The sequence below is a fragment of the Leptospira haakeii genome (assembly GCF_002812045.1).
GTDB classification, from domain to species: Bacteria; Spirochaetota; Leptospiria; order Leptospirales; family Leptospiraceae; genus Leptospira_B; species Leptospira_B haakeii.
In genome coordinates, this window is sequence record NZ_NPEG01000008.1 from 48,318 (window position 1) to 69,332 (window position 21,015).

Annotated in this window: 14 protein-coding genes; 9 read left to right on the plus strand and 5 right to left on the minus strand. The window is 40.7% G+C overall.

Features of this window, described 5'->3' with window-relative positions; genetic code table 11:
- Positions 1-35: 35 nt before the first annotated feature.
- Entirely contained in the window at positions 36-1,316 is a 1,281-nt protein-coding gene (locus tag CH377_RS13195) for a hypothetical protein (protein ID WP_100724251.1), read from the minus strand.
- Positions 1,317-1,373: 57 nt separating this feature from the next.
- On the opposite strand from CH377_RS13195, the gene CH377_RS13200 reads away from it, so the two are divergent.
- From CH377_RS13200 to CH377_RS13235, 8 genes are all read left to right on the plus strand, one after another.
- On the plus strand, positions 1,374-3,629 hold the full coding sequence (locus CH377_RS13200; protein ID WP_100724252.1) for a lytic transglycosylase domain-containing protein: 2,256 nt from the start codon (positions 1,374-1,376) through the stop codon (positions 3,627-3,629).
- Positions 3,630-3,783: 154 nt separating this feature from the next.
- Positions 3,784-5,070 carry a citrate synthase gene (locus tag CH377_RS13205; RefSeq protein WP_100724253.1) on the plus strand — a complete coding sequence of 429 codons (1,287 nt, stop codon included), beginning with the start codon at positions 3,784-3,786 and terminating at the stop codon, positions 5,068-5,070.
- Positions 5,071-5,176: 106 nt separating this feature from the next.
- Complete coding sequence (locus CH377_RS13210; protein WP_100724254.1) at positions 5,177-5,968, plus strand: Lp29 family lipoprotein; 792 nt, start codon at positions 5,177-5,179, stop codon at positions 5,966-5,968.
- A 2-nt stretch (positions 5,969-5,970) separates the two neighbouring features.
- Complete coding sequence (locus CH377_RS13215; protein ID WP_100724255.1) at positions 5,971-7,242, plus strand: class I SAM-dependent rRNA methyltransferase; 1,272 nt, start codon at positions 5,971-5,973, stop codon at positions 7,240-7,242.
- Positions 7,239-8,117 (plus strand): class I SAM-dependent methyltransferase, encoded by an 879-nt coding sequence (locus CH377_RS13220; RefSeq protein ID WP_100724256.1) that lies wholly within the window; start codon positions 7,239-7,241, stop codon positions 8,115-8,117. The genes CH377_RS13215 and CH377_RS13220 overlap by 4 nt, the downstream gene beginning before the upstream one ends.
- Positions 8,114-8,914, plus strand: a complete 801-nt coding sequence (locus CH377_RS13225) for a TrmH family RNA methyltransferase (protein ID WP_100724257.1) — start codon at positions 8,114-8,116, stop codon at positions 8,912-8,914. The genes CH377_RS13220 and CH377_RS13225 overlap by 4 nt, the downstream gene beginning before the upstream one ends.
- Positions 8,914-10,029: a glycosyltransferase family protein gene (locus CH377_RS13230; RefSeq protein WP_100724258.1), complete on the plus strand. Its 1,116-nt coding sequence runs from the start codon at positions 8,914-8,916 to the stop codon at positions 10,027-10,029. Before CH377_RS13225 ends, CH377_RS13230 begins: the two co-directional genes overlap by 1 nt.
- A gap of 138 nt (positions 10,030-10,167) precedes the next feature.
- Positions 10,168-10,536, plus strand: coding sequence for a nuclear transport factor 2-like protein (locus CH377_RS13235; protein WP_100724259.1), 369 nt, complete (start codon positions 10,168-10,170; stop codon positions 10,534-10,536).
- Between the two features lie 22 nt (positions 10,537-10,558).
- Here the strand turns inward: CH377_RS13235 and mdoH are convergent, their stop codons facing one another.
- From mdoH to gltB, 4 genes are all read right to left on the minus strand, one after another.
- On the minus strand, positions 10,559-12,733 hold the full coding sequence (mdoH, locus tag CH377_RS13240; RefSeq protein WP_100724260.1) for a glucans biosynthesis glucosyltransferase MdoH: 2,175 nt from the start codon (positions 12,731-12,733) through the stop codon (positions 10,559-10,561).
- A complete protein-coding gene (locus CH377_RS13245) occupies positions 12,730-13,140 on the minus strand; it encodes a hypothetical protein (protein ID WP_100724261.1) in 411 nt (136 codons plus the stop codon). Before CH377_RS13245 ends, mdoH begins: the two co-directional genes overlap by 4 nt.
- Entirely contained in the window at positions 13,127-14,689 is a 1,563-nt protein-coding gene (locus tag CH377_RS13250) for an OpgD/OpgG family glucan biosynthesis protein (protein WP_243401975.1), read from the minus strand. Before CH377_RS13250 ends, CH377_RS13245 begins: the two co-directional genes overlap by 14 nt.
- Before the next feature lie 184 nt (positions 14,690-14,873).
- The gene (gene gltB, locus CH377_RS13255; protein ID WP_100724263.1) at positions 14,874-19,361 is read right to left on the minus strand and encodes a glutamate synthase large subunit; all 4,488 of its coding nucleotides are present in this window, start codon (positions 19,359-19,361) and stop codon (positions 14,874-14,876) included.
- 225 nt (positions 19,362-19,586) lie between these two features.
- Between gltB and mdtD the strand changes: the two genes are divergently transcribed.
- Positions 19,587-20,996: a multidrug transporter subunit MdtD gene (mdtD, locus tag CH377_RS13260; RefSeq protein WP_100724264.1), complete on the plus strand. Its 1,410-nt coding sequence runs from the start codon at positions 19,587-19,589 to the stop codon at positions 20,994-20,996.
- Positions 20,997-21,015 lie beyond the last annotated feature (19 nt).

A 21,015-nucleotide genomic window follows, 5' to 3' on the forward strand; every position in this document is an offset into this window, starting at 1 on the left:
TTTAAATTCACGTAGGAGTTCCTACATCACAATCCCTATCTTCTACTCTTATATCGATCCAAAACTAATCTTAAAAAATCGGATTGTGGGAACTTATGAACTAAGGATTCCATGAGTTGGATTCCATCTTCCACTGGTCCGGTTTCTAAAAGAGAGATCGCTTTTAGATAAACCATTTCCGGAGAATATTGGAACCTTCCGGTTAGAATTAATCTTTCTCTGAACGCTTCGAACTTTTTGTCCTTAAATTCCTGTACCGCGATTGCTCTTTGGGTGAGATAGGAACCCGGAGTTTGGGCTCTAACTCCAATCATTTCTGAATCCAACTCTCCGGCTGCTGTGGAATTCCATAGCACCAAAAGTTCGAATGGTCTGAGTGTGTAAGACATACCCTGTTCTTTTAATATCTTATAACGCTCGAATAAAGAATCATCACTTCCTTCTTGGATGGAATCTCTTAGGGTTTCCTTTAATTCTTCTCTTCCGTTTTTCTTTTTTTCTTCCGAGATCCATTCGAATACGAAGTCCCTAGGTTTACATTTTTTGACTAAGAAGAATCTGTCTAGGATATGATGTCTAAGCGAATATTGATCCAAGAAGAAGTCGGCTTCCGTTCTGGAGAATTCTTCGATCCTTCTGGAAATGTTTGCATCCAAAGCCTTTATGTTTCTGATCCCTTCTTTTTTATCCTTAAAATAGAAATAAGCAAGCCCAGCCAAATCTGGCTCCTGGGAAGAGATCACCAGATCGAATAATTCATTTTGTTCTTCTTGGTTGAGTCCTTGTTGTTTGTGGCGATACGCGATCCTTTCTTTTCTTTCCAGACCTTCTTTCAAAAAACTTTCGGATTCGGAGATCGCATCTATAAAATACAGTAATCTTCTTCCTTCTTTTGCTTCTTTCAGATCTTCTCCGAAAGAATATACCAATTCTTGGTAATCTCTGATCCGATCCTCACAAAGTAAGAACGCAGAACATAAGAAGAATAATTCAGGATCCCAAACCAGATTTCCTTTTAGCTCATCCAGCAACTCTTGGAAGAATAAGCGGAGAAGTTTTTCTTCTCTTTCCGTGATACCATCTTCTCTGATCCAATCTAAACGAGGAGAATGGAATACGAATCTACCGAATAAGTCCGATCTGAAACAATGGGAAGGTCTCAAATGTGTCAGGATACTTCCGCTATAATGATCTAAAATTTTTGTTTTGAGTCGAATGACTTCCGTATCAGGTTTTCGATCCTGTTTTTTACTTTCGAAGTCCGGATGCCTTAAAGTTATTTCAGGCCATTCTGTATTTGATACCGATATATGCATAAAGACTCCTTTTTGGAGTTGAACCCTTTTTAAGGTAGATTAAGAGAGAAGAATCGCATGAAAAAAACGATTCTGGGGTTACTCCCGTTTCTAGTTGTCGGCAGTCTTTTTGCGGACGACGACCTAAAATACTTGGTCAAATCCTATAGTTTAGAAAAAATACGTAGGATTTTCAGGGAAAGATCCCCTTCCAAAGAATCCGAGGTTTATGCTCTTATCCGTTTTCATGAAACACATCCGGACGGGGATGAGGGCAATAAATTCAGATATCTGGTCTCTCTTTTGAAAGGAAGACTTGTCGTCGGTGTCACTAAGGACGAACTTCATAGCCTGATCAAGAATCCGCTTCCTCCTATAAATGCAGTCTCCAAAATGAGTTTTTGGAAATTGTATGAGGAAATGGTAAAAAGAAAAAGTTTATCTTCCTCCGAACTTATCGCTTATCTCAAAAAGCTCCCCCCTGAATATGATCCTGTTTATAAAAATGTAATTGGAGAGATCCTGCGTATCCATTATGAAAATGGAGAATTCAAAGAAGCAAAAGATTACGCAGAAAGTTTCTCCGAAAAAGATAAAAAAGAATATTTCGGTGCTATGGCTTATTACAGATACGCTAAAGCATTATACAAATTCGGAGAAGTGCAGAAAGGGGAAAATCTTTTATACGCTCTCGCAGAAGATGCAAACGTTCCTTCTTACGTTAAAAAAGATATTTATACGGACTTAAGAACCTGGAAGGGAGAATCTTTTTATAAACAGATCCCTTTGGAAAAAGCAGTATTATTCCTCCCTTTTTTAGATGCAAGTGATAAGAAATCTTTTATATCTTCCCACCAATATTTCAGCTCTAACGTTTTTGAAAGACCGGAAAGTTGGAAGGCGGCCGCAAGAGGTTTAGTCCAATATTATCCGGAAAGACTTTCTTCTCTTTTTTCCAGACATAAACATTATGCGGAATATTTTCCTGAGTTTACTGCGGCAATGTCCGTGGAACTTTCCAACCAAAACCTCGCAAAATCAGGTTTGGATCTATTAGGAAAAACGAATCTTTCTTCTTCCGAGTCCGTGGAATATGCCTATGCGAGAGCCTATAAACGTCTGGGAGAAAGGGATAAATATTTTAACGGTCTACTTTCTTCTCTCGAAAAAAACCCTTATAATCTGATCCGACAAGATGAACTGATCGATCTTTTGATAGGCGACCATTCTAATTTTTTAGAAGAGTCTTATTGGAAAGAGGCTTTAAAAAAGATCCCTAATCTTCCCGTAAAAGGTAGATTGGTGTATTGGTATTTGAGAAGTTTAAAATCGAAAGGAAAACACGATGAACTTCTCTCTTGGTTAAAATCTTATTATAAATCCATTCCTGGTTCCTATTATACAAGAGTTATCCGAGAAGAGTTTGCGAACGAAATCTCCTCTATCCAAAAGCCGGATAGTCCTCTTAGAAATAAAGATACATTATTCGAATATCTTTCTTTGACTGCAGGTGATCCAAAATATTCGGATAAGATCATTGGAAGAGATCTTGAATTCGCATATTTTCCGGATTCTTTTTCCTTGGATGTCCGGATCGACTCTGCTCATAGTAAGGTCAGAGGAAATACTCTATTACAAAACGCTAAAGAATATTTAGAAATCGGAGAAATGGCGCATGCAAGTTCTCTGGTAGACAAATTCGTCTTACAAACCGGAACTTCCGAAGAGGAAAAAGACGAAATTTTTGCAGCTCTGGGAGAAGTTACCGGCAACCAATACCTTACGGTATTCCATACTAGAAATCTAATGAAAAGAAGAAGGATCCCTGACGATGTGATACTTCTCCCCTCCAAACTAGCTTCTAGGATCTATCCAAGACCACATAGGGATATAGTTTCTCATTATTCCCAATCTTTCGGGATCGAAGAAGATATTGTCTATGCCGTGATGAGACAGGAGTCTTTTTTTAAGGAGAATGCCGTATCTTCTTCCAATGCGAGAGGTCTTATGCAGATTATGGGACCTACGGGGAAAGGTTTAGCCCAAGGTTTGGGCCTCGGTCCTTATTCTCTTTTTGATCCGGAAATTTCTATCCAAATGGGTGCAAAATTCCTAAAATACCTTCTCTCTTCTAATGAAAACGATTTGAAATGGGCCTCAATTGCTTATAACGGAGGACCTGGAAATCTCAGAAAATGGAAACGAAATCATTATCACGGAGATTTTAATCACTTTTTAGAAGAACTTCCTTTAAAAGAACCCCGTGATTATTGCAGAATCGTAACGTCGAACTACTATAATTACCAAAGTTTAAGACAGTACAAAAACCGCTGAGCATACAAAACGGATTCTTTTTTTTGGATTGTCTAGAATTTCAGATCCGTGAAATAGTTCTAAGGACCGGGCCGAGTTCACAATTTCACCTCTCTGTCCTGAGGTCTACCTTATGCCGGTCCGTCCGATATCATTCATCTAACAGGAGTAAAAAATGGCAAACACCGCAATCTTAAAAATCGACGGTAAAGAATATGAACTACCCATCATTACGGGAACAGAAAACGAAAAGGCCATAGATATCTCCAAACTCAGACAACAAACAGGATACATTACATTAGATAACGGTTATTTAAACACCGGTGCCTGTACTAGTGCAGTTACATTCCTGGACGGAGAGTTGGGAATATTAAGATACCGTGGTATCCCGATCGAACAATTGGCCGAAAAATCTAGCTTCACTGAAGTAGCTTACCTTTTGATCTACGGCCGTCTTCCTTCCGACACCGAACTGCAAGAATGGGACAAAGAGTTAACCATGCATACTTTGATCCATGAAGACTTAAAACGTCTTTATAATGGATTCCCTAAAGACGGTCACCCAATGGCGATCATGTCCACCATGATCGGTTCACTTTCTACGTATTACCAAGATTCTTATGATCCAGAAAATCCGGATCATAGACATATCTCCATGGTTCGTCTTTTAGCGAAGTTCCCTACAATCGCTTCATTCGCTTACAAAAAATCATTGGGCCAACCTACAGTTCACCCAATGAACCATCTGGATTATTGTAGCAACTTCTTGAACATGATGTTCTCAGTTCCAAGTGAAGAATATTATATCGATCCAGAGATTGTAAAAGCATTAAATCTTTTATTGATACTTCACGCTGACCACGAGCAAAACTGTTCCACTTCTACAGTTCGTTTAGTCGGTTCTTCTCTTGCAAACTTGTATGGAGCAATCTCAGCAGGTATCTGTGCTCTTTGGGGACCTCGTCACGGTGGAGCGAACCAAGAAGTATTGGAGATGCTTTTAGAGATCAAAGCTTCCGGTCTTCCTGTGAAAAAGATCGTAGAAAAAGCAAAAGATAAGAATGATGCATTCCGTCTTTCCGGATTCGGACATAGAGTTTACAAAAACTTCGACCCACGTGCTAAGATCATCAAAAAAGCATGTGACGCAGTTCTTTCTAGACTAGGAGTAAACGACCCTCTATTAGATATTGCTAAAGAATTGGAAGAAGCAGCACTTAAAGATTCTTACTTCGTAGAAAGAAAACTGTATCCGAACGTTGACTTCTATAGCGGTATTATCTACCGTGCGCTTGGGATTCCAGTGAACATGTTTACAGTAATGTTCGCTATGGGACGTCTTCCAGGTTGGATCGCTCAATGGAAAGAAATGATCGAATCTCCTGATATGAAAATCGGAAGACCTCGTCAGATCTATACCGGAGCAACTGATACTTCTTACGATAGCGCTAAGAAAAAGTAAGAAGAACGTCTCTTTCTAAAGTCGATTCAATCTCGAACCAAAAAATTCCGAGAAAGAATCGGCTTTATTTATTATTTCAACTAAATCTTTTTGAAAAGGACTGGCAATGAACAGGATTTTCATCACTCTATTACTGATTTTCAACGCTTGTATCACTCATTATTCCAGGGAAAATACCTATCCACAAGGAACTTCACCAAAAAATAAAACGATCGCTCTAATCGGCTTTTACCCAGTTAGAGGCCACATCGTTTATCCAGAAAATAAAGGGTCTTACTATTCTCGTGGGCTTGTTTTTACGACTGATCTAAGCCATTTATTTCCTTACGGTAAAAAAGTAGAATCAATTCCTTCTAATGGAATCGATGCAGGAATAAGCCAGGAGAATATTAAAGAATTCGTAACTAAACTCGCTTTATATAAGGATACTTCCAAAACCGAGCTGGAAAAAATATTCGAAATTCGTAAAGGAAACGACGGGAAAGAAATTTATTCTTTAAAACGCAGGGAAGTAGACTATTATGTCGTAGCTTTTTTTCCGGAACCTATTCCTGGAAGTAAGACGGACAATTTTTTGTCCTATCTAAAACTAACCACTATGCTTCCTGCGGCCGCCACTCTATCCACGATCCCATTTTGGGAAGATGAGTTCTATCTGAATACCTTCACTGTCTATGATAAGAAATTGAATCTAGTTAAATCCATAGCTTCGGATTATAAGCTAAATCGTATATTCAGTTGGTGGGGAGAACGTAGTTACAACTTAGATCCAAACTATGATAAAATTTATGCGCCCGATGGGAACGATCTAGGTGCCGCTTTGGTTCCGATTCTTGAAGCTTTCGAAAAAGGCCAAAAGAATAACCCTAAGGATCCTTTACAGTTTCTAACCCGTTAAGTTTGTCAAAATCCAACTTAGCGAGCCGTTTCCGTCGTTACCAACTAAACAAAACGACTGAATCCGTTTTAAGTTCAGGGCATCCTTGGATCTTAAACGGAAAATTATCCACTGCAATCTCCGCATTTAAAGACGGAGATTGGATGAGACTTGCTTCCGGATCGAACGAAACATTAGGATTCGGGATCTATTCTTCTTCCGGACCGATCGGAATTCGGATCATCCAAAGAGGAGACGAATTTTCTATTCCTAAATTACAACAAACAATAGAAAACGCATTAGAACTTAGGAAACCACTCCGAACAAAAACAAATGCATACAGACTTTTACATGGAGAGAATGATCTTATTCCTGGAGTTACTGTTGATCGATATGGATCCACTTGGGTAGTCCAAACTTATTCTAAATCATTAAGAACCTTTTCCAGAATAGTAGTTCGATATCTATATTCTGCTGCTTTAAAATCGGAAGAGCCAATTCCAAAACAAATCGTGTGGATCTCTCCCCAAAGAATAGGCTCCGAAAAATCTTTGCCTGTTCGTTTTTTGAGAGGCAAAAAAGAAATTCCTTATGAAGAAAAAATTTTCCTAAATCAAGTCCAATGGAAAACTAAGATCCCTGGCCAGAAAGGTGGATTCTTTTTGGATGTAAGAAATCTTCGTCAATATATATTAGAAAAACCGGAATTAGCTCTAAACAGAGAATGCCTGCATCTATTTTCACATACCGGTTTAACTTCGGTATGTTTGGAAGAAGCAGGGGCAAAATCCGTCTTCTCCGCCGATGGAGCTAAAGAAGCTCTCGAAGAATTTGCATCTCATATTTTACCAGAGAATGAAATCTTAAATTTCGAACAGAAGAACATTATACTCACAAAAGGAAAACATCATCTCGTCAGAGCGGACCTATTCCAAGACTGGGGATTTTTAGAAGATAGAAAATTTTCTTTGATCGTTTTAGATCCCCCCAATCTAACTCCAAACCAAGCCTCGGTTCCTGCAGGTAAAAAGGCATATCGTAGTCTAATTTCTAAGGCACTCTTTCATTTGGAACCTGGAGGAGATCTGATCTTATTATCTTGTTCCGGAAGAATCCTGGAGTCCGAATTCGAAAAGATTGGCCGAGAAACCTTGGCAAACAAAGGATGGAAGTACAAGGATCTTTTCAAATTAAGACCGGAACCGGATCATCCTACACGTAAGGAATTTCCGGAAGGGAAATACTTCAAGGTGCATATCTACAAAAATTGCGAGCCCTTGGATCAAAACATATGAGCACAAATAAAAATACATACCAACTCATCGATTCCGGAAATTTTAAAAAGTTAGAACAAGTGGGTCCTTATAAAGTAATCCGCCCTTCTCCAGTGGCTGCTTGGCCACCTACCCAAGTTTCTCTCTGGAAAGACGCTGATGGAGAATATCATAGAAGTGATAAAGGCGGGGGAAACTGGAGCTGGAAAGGATCGAGCGGTTCAAGGCCTGATTCAGAAGATGAGTTTCTGATCCAAATACCACCTTTAACTGTTAAGATACGTTTTACTCCGTTTGGACATCTTGGGATTTTCCCGGAACAATTGAGCAACTGGGATCGTATCCGAAATGTTTCCTCTCAACTTGCAGGACAAGGAGAAGTTCTGAATTTATTCGCTTATTCCGGGCTTTCCACCTTATCCGTATTAGCTGGTGGATTGGATGCATGTCATTTGGATTCTTCCAAAGGAATGGTAGAATGGGCCAGAGAGAATGCACAAGTTTCCGGTTTAGCAGGCAAAAAAGTACGTTGGATCATCGAAGACGTATTAAAATTCCTGAATAGAGAAATCAGAAGGGAAAAAAAATACATAGGTTTTATCTTAGATCCGCCAACTTTCGGGCGAGGTGCTAGCGGAGAAGTTTTTAAAATAGAAAAAGATCTACCGGAGATGATGGATCTACTGATGCAACTTTGCAATAATAAGCCCGAGTTCGTATTTTTAACCTGTCATTCTACAGGATTTAGTCCACTTGCACTCAGAAGAATTTTAGAAGGTAGAATCAAAACTCCCGGGAATTATTTAACAGAAGAACTCTCCATCTCGGAAACCACTGGAAGATTACATCCCGCTGGTTCCAATTGTGTATTTTATTCTAATAGAGTAAAACTTTGAAGAAGAACGTATTGGAAATCAGCAGTTTCTCAAATGAAAAGCTGAAGTATATCTCAGGACTAAAAGATAAAAAGAACAGAGAAAAATCAGGCACATTCTTCATTGAAGGTTTTAGAGAGATCCAAAGAGCGAAAGTGTCGGGAAAAGTTAAATTCGAATATTTACTCACCTGCCCTGCTTGTTATTTGGGAGATAATGAAGAAGATCTTGTATCTTCAATCGATGCAAAAACAATCCTCGTTCCGAAACAAATTTTCGAAAAGATCTCCTATAGGGATAGACCGGATGGTTTGATAGCAACTGCCGAATTACCGGACTTCTCTCTATCTTCTAAAACAAAACTTTCAAACGATCCCGTCCTTGTAATCGAAGGTGTGGAAAAACCTGGAAACTTAGGCACCATCTTAAGAACAGCGGAAGGTGCAGGATTTCACAAAGTATTTGTCGCAGATCCAAGGCTGGATCTATTCAATCCAAACGTTATTCGATCTTCTACAGGAACATTATTCACACTGGATGTTTTCCAGTCTGATATCAAAGAGCTCTATCCTATTCTACAAAATGCGGGCTACAAAACATTTGCAGTAACTCCGGAAGCCAAGTCACTTTACTGGGATGCAAATCTGAAAGGGAAAGTAGCACTTGTTTTTGGAAGTGAGCAGTACGGGCTGAGTGAATACGCAAGATCTCAAAGTGATCAGTATATTTCTCTCCCTATGAAGGGAGTAGCAGATAGTTTAAATCTTGCAATGTCCGCTGGAATTTTAATGTACGAAGTACTTCGACAGAACCGTTAATGAAAAAGATCCAAATTTCCGCATTCGTAAGCGGCCACGGCTTTGGTCATATTAGCCGCAGTTTAGAGGCTATCCTACAAATCTTAATTCAAAATCCTGACTGGACTGCTACCATCAATTCTCCCAGAGGAGAAGAATTTGCATCTTCCCTGGACCTTTCCGGTATTTGGGGGCAAGTCAAAGCCAGGATCAAATTCAGAAAAACAAAATCGGATGTAGGAATAGTTCAAAGAGACTCTCTCGGAATGGATCTGGATTCCACCGAATCTGAAATTTTAGAATTTAAAAAAAAGAAAAACTCTCTATTAGAATCAGAAACAGAATATCTGAAAAAAGAAAAGCCCAATATCATTTGGTCCGACTCTTCCTCCTTTCCTTTTCTGATTTCTTCCGAATTAAAGATCCCTTCTTTATTTTTAGGGAATTTCACCTGGGATTATATCTACTCACATTATGAATCTCCAATATTCCAAAAATATTCTGAAGAATTAAAGACTGAATATGCGCTCTGTGATCTGGGACTTATCCTTCCTCTTTCTTGCCCGGTTATATCTATCCGCAAAACCAAAAATATAGGGTTATTAGGACGTAAACCGAATCTTAGCAAAGAAGAAGCCAGAAGTTATTACGGTTTTGAAGAAGGAATCGAATATTATCTATTTTCATTCGGTGCTTACGGGATAGACTCATCTCATTTTGATTGGAAAGAGTGGGATCCATCCAAAAGAAGGATCGTAATCGGTGGAATAGAATGGAAAATAGAAGCCAAGAATAATCTGGGGATTGTCACCATTCCAAACTGTCATTATCCGGATCTACTTAGAGCATGTGACTTCGTACTGACAAAACCGGGTTACGGCATTTTAAGCGAGTCCTATTTTGCGGGAACTCCTATACTTTATACGGATAGGGGTAACTTTCCAGAATACAAATACCTGGTGGAAACTTTACAATCTCAGTATAAATCTTCCTATATTTCCCATAAAGACCTATTTTCTTTCCAATGGGAAAATGCATCAAAATCAGCAATATCTTCTAACGTTGTTCCGGATCCAAGATTTCAAAGAGATGCCATCCAAGAGATCCAAGATTCAATCATAGAAATTATCAAATAAGCCACAGCTCCAGCTAACAAACCTTTGCTAGAAGCTTAAATGAATGGTAGGTTTGGAAACCAAACTAGGATTTTCGAGTTTACAGACTGATTTTATTCAAGGAAGTTCCAATCAATTGTTATAGAGAAAGGTACATCTATGCCAACGTTAGAAACACTCGAAAAATTTATCGCCCATGTTGAATCAAATAAACATGACGAAGCAATTGAAATTTTTTATACGAATGATGCCTCGATGCAAGAAAACCAATTACCACCTCGAGTAGGTAGAGATACTCTTGTGACGAATGAAAAATTAGTTCTTCGAAAAGCAAAATCCTTAACCTCAAAATGTATCCGACCCGTATTCATTAACGGAGATTACGTCGTAATTAGATGGGTATTCCATTTTGATTGGAAAGATGGTACAACAACGGATATGGAGGAGCTTACATACCAACTTTGGGAAGGAGAAAAAATCAAAGAGGAACAATTCTTTTATGATCCGGCACAACGAATACCGAAGTAATAATAAATTCGCTCTTTTAGGATCAGCTAAACCAATTTGCGATTTGTCCTTTCCGGATATTTGTTTGGTATTCCAAAAATCTTTCCTTCCACCAAGGATGGGTTTTAGAAAGATCAGTTTCCCAAAACCAAAAATGGAGATCGCTTAGAATACGTTTGTCCCAAAGAAGACGATTCATCTCCTTTGAATTCAAAGAATCTGGGCCGGATTCTTTCCAGTTGGAAACAAGAACATCCATATATCGTTTACGTGCATCCGATTCTTTTTTTCTCGATCTCAAACGAGAAGTATGAAAACGGAACAATAGTGGATCCACTACCGAAAGAAAAATCCCTCTACCTGATTCCATTCCATCTAAGAACTCGGAGTATTCTTTTTCTAAATTTTCAGTATCTGATAAAAGAGTATTCTGTTTAGTTTCTTCCGGAGTTAAAAGAAACCCTCTCTTTTTCCAAAGTTCTCCTTGTTTAGAAGAGGAAGTCCACACTCCCCAAAAATAAGAAAGAAGCCAGCCGCCTGTGATTGGTAATAACCAATAAAAAAGTACAGGATAATATACGAATAACCAGATAGAAATTCCAGTGCCGTAAAATGCCTGTGGAAGTAAGGCTCGTGCAGCGGCCATTCTATCTATCCCTTGTGCCGGGTCCCTGTTTTGAGGTCCCCATTCTATCTTTCTATTCCAGAAAGTCATCCAAAGGAATCTAGTATATTGGACCATATAGGCTGGAGCCAAGATCACTGATTGGATAAACTCCACAAAAAAGGAAACTATAAAGGAGAAAAATCCGATCCCGCTCTCTTTTCTGCGAAAAAACAATCCGTCCAAAAAAGAAAGAATGCGAGGCATAAATAATATTAGAATAGTATAAATCTGTAATCCGTAGAACACAGGAAGATACATACTTTCTTGGAACTGTGCCCATTCTTCCGGAATGGATGCCAGACGGTAATAATCAGTATCCGCCATTACGGTAAAGCTGGTAGCAACCAAGAGTAATGCCCAAAGAAGAGAACTTCCATAGGACAATATTCCTAAAAGAATATGGATCCTACTAGAGATCCTTAGTCCACCTACGAATAAGAACCAGAAATGTTGCAGATTCCCTTGGCACCAACGATTGTCCCTTTTTAGACTTTCCAGAAGATTAGGAGGACATTCCTCATAAGAACCTTCTAAATCATAAGCAAACCAAACAGTATATCCAGCTTTTCTAATTAATGCAGCTTCTACAGTATCATGAGAGAGTATTTTTCCGCCTATTGCGCCTTCTCCAGGTAAACCAGGAAGACCACAATGTTCCATAAAAGGTTTTAGTCTTACGATCGCGTTATGACCCCAGAAAGGTCCGGAAAATACCTGCCAATAATAAGATCCGGCACCAAAGATTGGATTTCCGAGCCAAGTCCCGAATTGTGCTAATCTTTGGAATAAACTTTTGCCTCGGATAATCTTAGGAACCGTTTGTATGATACCTGCGTTAGGCACTGCTTCCATGAGTCGGATCAGGTTTAGCATACATTCGCCTGTCACTAAACTATCAGCGTCCAAGACGATCATGTATCTATAACGTCGCCCCCATCTTCTGCAAAAGTCCGCGATATTCCCTGATTTTTTATTTAGATTGATCCTTCTTTTTCTGTAATATACCCTTCCCTTTGTTTCCGGCTTTCTGGAAAGTTTAGAAAATGCTTTCTCTTCCTGTAGCCAAATATCAGGATCTGTGGTATCGGATAATAAAAAGAAGTCCAGGTTTTCTCCAAGACCTACCGAAGCAGCAGACTTCATCATAGATTCCAAACCTGCCGCAACTCTTGAGACATCTTCGCAGTGGATCGGAATAACTACTGCAGTTGGTGGGAGTTCGCTTGGATTTGCGGTTTGCCCTGCAATCAAGCCGGAAATACGTGTGGGATCTCCTCCCCGTATTCTTTGGATTGTCCCAAAGATCGCAGTAGTAGCCCCGAACGCTAATAATGGAAACAAAAAGCAGAAGAGTAAAAGTGTAGCCCACTCCAAAGGAGAGATCCCGTTTATTAGAAGAAAACGATATTCTAAATAGATCCCGAATAAGGATAGAAGTCCCAAAACTCCAACGAACCCCAATCTTCTATAGGTGAACTTTCTGGAATCGAATGCTTCTTTTAAGATACCTTCCGGCTCAGGTATACTTGTGGGAAAAGTTTCCGCATTCATGAGAAATACCAAAATGCCAAAGAGATATAAACTGCTGCCCAGAATAATGCGGTCAAAACCAATGCAACAGGCTCCGGCTTTTCTGCAGAAGGAGAAGCAAGATCTGCGAGTGGACCAAAATCTATCGGTCTAGGCACCATTGAACCCGGTTCCAAAGGAGGAAGGCTACTTTCCCAATCACGATGTAATTTTACTGAAGTTTCTTCTTTAAAAATTTCGAATATATTTTTGTCGGAAGATTTGGATTTTTCAAAAACTTTAGAAAGAGTATTATGGATCTCTAAATTGTCTTCTATCCCCATTCCTCGGAGGTAAAGTTCCAAACGTTCCCATTCTTTGGAAAGATCTGGATTTTCTAAAAGACCGGAGGCACTCAAGTCTTCTTGCTTTTTCTTAGTTCGGCTCAAGTACGAAATTCCAGGTTTCAGAAATAATTTCTTGGTTTCTACTTAATGCGGCTTTTAGATCGGAGGCCTTAAATTTATTTTTTGGATACACTCCGAAGGTAAGTCTCCATACCCCGGTCTCTTCTATTTTTTGAACGGAATATTCTGATAATTCCGCATTTTCTCCGGTATCTATTCTTGCCTGAATGTAAGCAAACGGGTCCAAAGAACTCAAATTAGAACTTTTGAAATCCACATAGAACATTTTCAGGTCAGGATCCCCTTGTGCGTCCCCGATCCGGGTAGCCACCACCTTTGCCATTGAATCAGGAAGAGGATCTGTATCCGGCCAACGAACTGTATAAGAAAAATCGAATGGAGTTCCGGGCTGAGGAATTGGATCCGGCATCCAGTATGCCCCCATATTATCGTCCGAATCCTGAACTGTTGGGTTTTCTAAAAGATGAACTGATCCCTTTCCAAAAGGAATTTCAGGTTCTACCCAAGCACTTGGCCTAAGCTGGTATTTCATCTCGCTATGTTGGTAATTTTGGAATTCTCTATCTCTTTGGATCAGCCCGAATCCTCTCGGATTTTCATCAGGGAAAGAATACGTTGTGCTACGTTTCGGATTATCCAGAGGTCTCCAGATCCATTCTCCTTTTCCGGAATGGATCAGTAATCCGTCGGAGTCGTGAGATTCAGGATAGGCCTGGCCTTTAGGAATTCCTCTTGTTTCACTGTACCAATACATACTGGTCAAAGGAGCAATCCCAAGTCGATCCACCTTAGTCCTAAGGATCACCTCTGCGTTTACTTTAACCGCGGAAACTTTTCCGGGAGTGATCTGGAATTCATAGGCGCCGGTTGCAGTTCTTCCATCCAAAAGGGCATAAACCGTAATTGTAGAGTCGGTCTTATCAGGTTTGACCACATAAAATTCCCGAAAAGAAGGAAAGTCTTCCGGATAAGGCATACCTGTATTAATTGCGATCCCTCGACCAGAAAGACCATACCATTGTTTTTTAGAAATGATCCTATAATAACTTGCACCTTGGAAAACCGCAAACTCATCCGTATGTTCTTGTGTATTGATCGGAAAATGGATCTTGAATCCTGAATAACCTAAATTAGGCGGAAGTTCACCCACACCTTTTAATTTAGAAAGATCAAATGAAGAAGGATCATACGGGATCTCTCTTGCAAAATCCCCTCTCACTTCAAAAACTCTTATATTCGTATTATATAAATGACCCGGATGTAAGAACTGTAGCTGGAAAGGATTTCCTTCTTTTTTCCAAACCGATTTTTCAGGACGAAAAAAAATGTTCTTATATTGATTCCAAGGTAGACCTTTCAAAAAGTCCGTAGTGGAATGTTTAGGTGGAATGTAACGTAGTTTAGATAATGCTCTAGCTCGTCCCTTGAGATCTGAAAATGAAAACTTAAATGTAGGATAATTGCTGTGGTCGGAAATTTCTCCCTCCATCACACTTAGTAATGGAGAAGAAGAGAAATCAGGTTCTTCTCTGTCCCGCCTCTGCTGTCTATCTGCGACGGCAAAGAGCAAGGCTGTTGCCACAAAAGCCAGAATTATATGCAATCGTAACAATTCGTATCTTTCCTTTCAGCAAGACGAATGCTTAAACCAGTCTACCATCCGTACACAGAGAGGGCAAGGTCTTTTAAGTCCGGTCATATCGAACTCATTACAACCTTGCCCCTTGGTCTGATTGGCTAATTCTAGAGTTACTTTATTTAGGAGTAACTTTCACGAAATATTTTTTGGAAGCATCCCAAGTTTTCAGGATCTCTTCCGAAAGGTCGGATCCGGTTAACTTAGTGTGTTCAGTAATCAGGGACTTTATGATTTCGTAATCTTCATTTTCAAGATCCACGATTTTCACGTATTCTTTATTGATTAAAGGCTCCAATTCCCAATCTTTTTGGAAGAAATAAGCACTTCCTCCGGTCATACCGGCACCCATATTCTTACCGACTGTTCCCAAACAAACGATGGTTCCACTGGTCATATACTCTAAGAAGTGGTCACCTGCTCCGCCTACTACTGCGTCCGCTCCGGAGTTTCTAACTCCGAATCTTTCTCCAGCTCTACCGGAACTGAAAAGTTTTCCTGAAGTAGCACCGTACAGACAGGTATTACCGATGATCACATTCTCATAAGGTTTCAATTTAGAACGTCTATGTTTGCGGATCACGATGGTTCCACCGCAAAGTCCTTTACCTACATAGTCGTTTGCATCCCCGTGAAGAGTGATCTGCACTCCTTTCACGAGCCATGCTCCTAAGGACTGACCTGCAGTTCCTTCCAGAATGATTTCCAGTTTTCCAGGAAGACCTTTGGAACCGTATTTACGCGCAATAATTCCGGAAACTTTCGCTCCCACAGTTCTGTTCGTATTCTTCACAGAATAAGAAAGAGACATGGAAGTTTTTCCTTCTAACGCAGGCTCCGCATCTTTCAAGATACGATCATCCAGAACTTCTCCGACAGATTCTCTTCTTACGAATCTGTCTTTTTTCTTCTTAGGATCGAAAAGAAGAGGAAGACGGACAAGGATCGGATTCAAGTCTAAAGAATCTAAACGGTCTTGCTCATAACGAGTAATTTGTTTCAGAAGGTCCGTTCTTCCGACGATCTCGTCCATAGAGCGGAATCCTAACTTCGCCAAATATTCACGAACTTCCATTGCAAGAAGTGTCATTAGAGTAGCGACTTGATCGGGAGATCCTTTATATTTTGCTCTGAACTTAGGATCTTGGGTAGCAATTCCTGTTGGGCAATTATTCAAATGGCATTTTCTTGCCATGATACAACCTAATGCTACGAGAGAAGCCGTTCCAATTCCATACTCTTCTGCACCTAAACATGCAGCGATGATCACGTCCCTTCCGGAAACGATACCACCGTCAGTACGAAGAACAACTCTATCTCTCAATCCGTTCATTACTAAAACTTGATGTGTTTCAGAAAGACCTAATTCCCAAGGAGATCCAGCATGTTTGATAGAAGTAAGAGAAGCCGCACCGGTTCCTCCCACGTGTCCTGAGATCAAGATCACATCTGCATTTGCTTTCGCAACACCCGCAGCAATCGTCCCAACCCCTGCTTCAGATACCAGTTTAACTGATACTTGAGCAGTATGGTTAGCTTGTTTCAAGTCGTAGATCAACTGAGACAAGTCCTCGATAGAATAAATATCGTGGTGAGGTGGAGGAGAGATAAGATCGATTCCCTGAGGAGTGTGACGGTTCGTCGCGATCTCCTCATTGTTCTTCTTACCTGGAAGTTGTCCACCTTCTCCAGGTTTTGCTCCCTGAGCTATCTTGATCTCCAACTCTTTTGCAGAGTTCAGATATTCAGAAGTTACTCCGAATCTTCCAGAAGCTACTTGCTTGATAGAAGAATTCGCGAGATCTCCCTTTTCATCTACAACGTAACGAGATGGACTTTCTCCACCTTCTCCGGAGGAAGACTTTGCTCCCAAACGGTTCATTGCTACAGCAAGGTCAGTGTGAGCTTCAATAGAAAGCGCCCCGTGGCTCATACCTGGAGTTAAAAAACGTTTTTGGATCTCAGAAACTGTTTCTACTTCTTCAATTGGAACAGGTGCACGATCTACGAAATCGAATAGATCTCGGATATTGATCGGATCACTTTCTTCCATTAATTTAGAAGCTTCTAAGAATGCTTCGTAGTCATTATCAACCGCAGCCTTGCGGATGAATTTTACTACTTTAGGAGACCATCTATGAGGTTGGTCATCCTTCTCGGAGACGAAGTCCTCAGGGTTAATCTCTTTGTTGAATGCAGAGTCGTGGTTACGTAGAATATTCTGCTCGATACCGCCTATACCAATTCCGGAAATTCTGGAATAAGTTCCCGGGAAGTATTTGGAGATCAGTGTTCTAGAAAGACCGATCGCTTCGAATACCTGTCCACCCACATAAGAAGACATGATGGAAATTCCCATCTTGGACATGATTTTCAGAAGTCCGTCATCCACACCCGCGCGGTAGTTTGTGCAAAGAGAGGCGAAAGAAGGACGAGTACCGTCTTCTGCATCAAAGTCTCCCTTGGTCCATAGGTCGTGAAGAGTGTCCCAGATCAAATAACTGTTCACTCCGGAAGCTCCGTATCCGAGTAGAACAGCCACATTATGGATTTCGAATGCAGATCCTGTTTCTACAAGAATGCTTGTAGCCGCACGTTTTTTGTTACGGATCAAGTGGTTATGAACTGCCGCAACCGCAAGCTCCATCGGAATAGGAGCGCGATCCTTGTTCAGTTTTTTATCCGATAGAATTAGGATATTCACTCCGGATTCAGCAGCTTTTACCGCATCGCTAAGCAACTGATCCAATGCAAGTTCCAGATAATTTCTAGCAGCACCTTCTTCATGATGAGCTTCGAAAGTCGCATCCAAGGTAACTACCTTGTATTGTTTTCCGTCCTTCTCTCTGATCCTTTGTAATCCAAGATTAGTTAAATACGGATGAGAAAGTACTAGACAGTTCTGAGGTTTTTCGTCCGCGAAAAGATTTGTTTTCTTAACAAGACGAGTATAAAGAGAAGTTACTCCCTTCTCCCTTAGATAGTCGATCGGTGGGTTTGTGACTTGTGCAAATCTTTGGCGGAAGTATGTATACAATCCGATACGAGAAAGCATCAAAATAGATAAAGGAGTATCGTCTCCCATGGAACCGATCGCTTCTTTTCCTGCGATCGCCTGAGGTTTGATTACCGCTTTTTGTTTGTATGGAGAATATGCGAATAAGATCTGTCTTCTTCTTAGATCATCTCCGCTATAAGTTACGGTTTTAGCGATAGACTCGTCAATAGTTTGGTCAAGATATTCTACATTCTCTTTGGACCATTCTCTATAATCGTATTTTTTCTCGAATAATGCATTTACATCTTCGTTAAAATAGACCTTTCCTTCTTTCAGGTTGATAGCGAGCATATCGCCCGGTCCTAATCTTCCCTTTTTGGTAATGATCTCTTCATCGATATGAACTAGACCGGTTTCGGAACCCATTACCACGAGTCCGTCTTCAGTGATTACATACCTTGCAGGGCGAAGTCCATTTCTATCCAAACTTCCACCGACCCAGTCTCCTTCTGCAAAAGCAAGTGCAGCCGGTCCGTCCCATGGTTCGGTCAAAGTGTTATTATACTCGTAGAACGATTTCAGTCCTTCGGACATTTGAACGTTCTTACTCCATGCATTCGGAATAAGCATCGCTTTAGCGTGAAGTACGTCTTTACCGGAACGTACGATCGCTTCCATAGCATTATCTAAACTTGCAGAGTCGGATAAATGAGGTCTGATGATCGGATGGATCTCTTTTTGGAACTCTCCCCATTTCTCACAGGTAAGTTCTTCTTCCCTTGCGAGCATCCAAATTCTGTTTCCAACGATGGTATTGATCTCTCCGTTATGCGCAAGTACGCGGAACGGTTGAGCTAATGCCCAGCTTGGGAATGTATTAGTGGAATATCTTTGGTGGAAGATACAATAAGGAGAAACCATCTCCTCACTTTTTAGATCCTCATAAAATTGAGAGACCTGGTTTCCATTAAATAATCCTTTGAATGTGATCCTTTCAGAAGAGAAGGAACAAATATAGAAGTCCTCACTCATGGAAAGTTTGAGAGCATCTCTCATTACTTTCTTTTGGATCAGGAATAATTTAGTTTCGAAATCCTCGTTAGACATTCCTTCCGGTTTACCGATCAATACTTGCTCGATCTGAGGACGGGAAGCGTTTGCCTTAGGTCCTAAAACCTCAGGATTTACAGGAACATATCTCCAAGCATACAGCTTGAAGTTAAATTGCATAAGTGCTGATTCGATGAGGCTTCGGCAAACATCTTGTTTGTCTATGTCCTCTCTCGGTAGGAACACCATCCCCACACCGATGGAATCTTCGTCAGGGCGTCTATGACCCATCTCCTCGATGTATTTCGCGAACAGTTTTTTAGGAATACGGATCATGATCCCGGCGCCGTCTCCGGTTTGCATATCTGCATCTACGGCTCCGCGGTGGGTTAGGCATGCGACCGCCTTCAAACCCATTGATACAACTCGGTGATTGGACTCGCCCTTATAAGAAGCGACGAAGCCTACTCCGCAGTTATCGCGCTCGAAGGACTTGTCATATAGACCATTTTCCTCCAAGTACTTTTGGATCCGCAACTGTTCGTCAAGGTTTAACATCCGCTAAGGTTCCTCTTTAGGGTTGATAGTAAATCCGGGACACTGCTCTTGCCTTGGTCCACGGACAGAGGAAACCCCCACCCACGCGATGTTTGGCTGAATTTTGTAGCAAATGTCCGATTCTTAGACCAGTAAATTTGCGAGTGCCTAGTTTGAAAACGATCTTTTTAAAGGAATCCAGAGCCAAAGCGCATATATACGGCTTATATCAATGTCTAAGTTCCTATGACAGAAGAATCTAAAGGGTCCAAGGCATTACTTTGGCTCGTGGCCTGCGGCTTTTTTATGCAGACTTTGGATGGGACAATTGTCAATACAGCTCTGCCTGCGATCGCAAAAAATTTAGATGCGAGTCCTTTGAGAATGCAATCAGTGGTGGTCGCCTATCTTCTTACGATGGCGATGATCATTCCGGCTTCCGGTTGGATCTCCGACAAATTCGGGATACGACAGGTTTTTATCGGTGCCTTATCCTTATTTGCCCTAGGCTCTCTGTTCTGTGCCCTTTCTCAGAATTTAACCCAACTTGTTCTTTCCAGGATTTTACAGGGAGTTGGAGGAGCACTTTTACTTCCTGTTGGTCGTCTAGCACTTCTTCGTTCTGTTTCCCCGGAGCAATTTTTGCAAGCGATCAGTTTTGTGGCAATCCCAGGCTTGATTGGCCCATTAGTTGGTCCTGTTTTAGGAGGATGGTTAGTAGAGACTGCATCTTGGCATTGGATCTTTTTGATCAATCTTCCCGTAGGCCTAATTGGGATCGTTGCGGCTTCTATCTACATGAAAGGAAATCCAATCCAGAATTCAGCCGTATTTGATTTGAAAGGTTATCTGCTTCTGGCATTTGGGATGGTTACTTTTTCTTTGGCATTGGATGCAGGGTCTAGTTTGGGTTTGCAGAAGGCAGGGGTCATTCTTCTTACCATATTCGGACTCGCAAGTATCGCAGCTTATTGGATCCACGCTGCCAGAACTTCTGCCCCACTTTTTTCTCCCCGGATTTTTTCTATTCCTACATTAAGTATCGGTCTTCTGGGAAATTTATTCTCTAGGCTTGGAAGTTCCAGTATGCCGTTTTTGGTTCCATTATTCTTACAAGTGAATATGGGATATCCACCTTTTAAAGCAGGTTTAATGCTTTTACCAATGGCAATCGCAGGAATAGGTATCAAAAGATTTGCTCCATTATTAATTTATAAATTAGGTTATAGAAAGGTTTTGGTTACCAATACCTTACTGATAGGCCTGAGCATGAGCAGTTTTTTCTGGTTAAACTCCTCGGAGATCTGGTGGATCTTTTCTTTTCAATTATTCTGTTTTGGAGCATTTAACTCTTTTCAATTCACCGCAATGAACACTCTCACCTTGAAGGATTTGACCGGAGAATTTACAAGCAGTGGAAATACGATGCTTTCTATGATACAGATGTTGGCGATGGGAATGGGAGTAGCATGTGCTGCAGGAGCCTTGGAAGCGTTTAGGGATCTATTCGGTCAAGATCCGGAGAATATGCTTTTAGCATTCAGGAGCACATTCGCTTGTATGGGAATAATCACTCTCTCCTCTAGCTTTATCTTTTGGCAGATCAAAAAAGAAGACGGAAGAAGTGCCGTGTTGAAAGATTCGGTGTTAGATTAAATTTTTTATTTCGCACAGA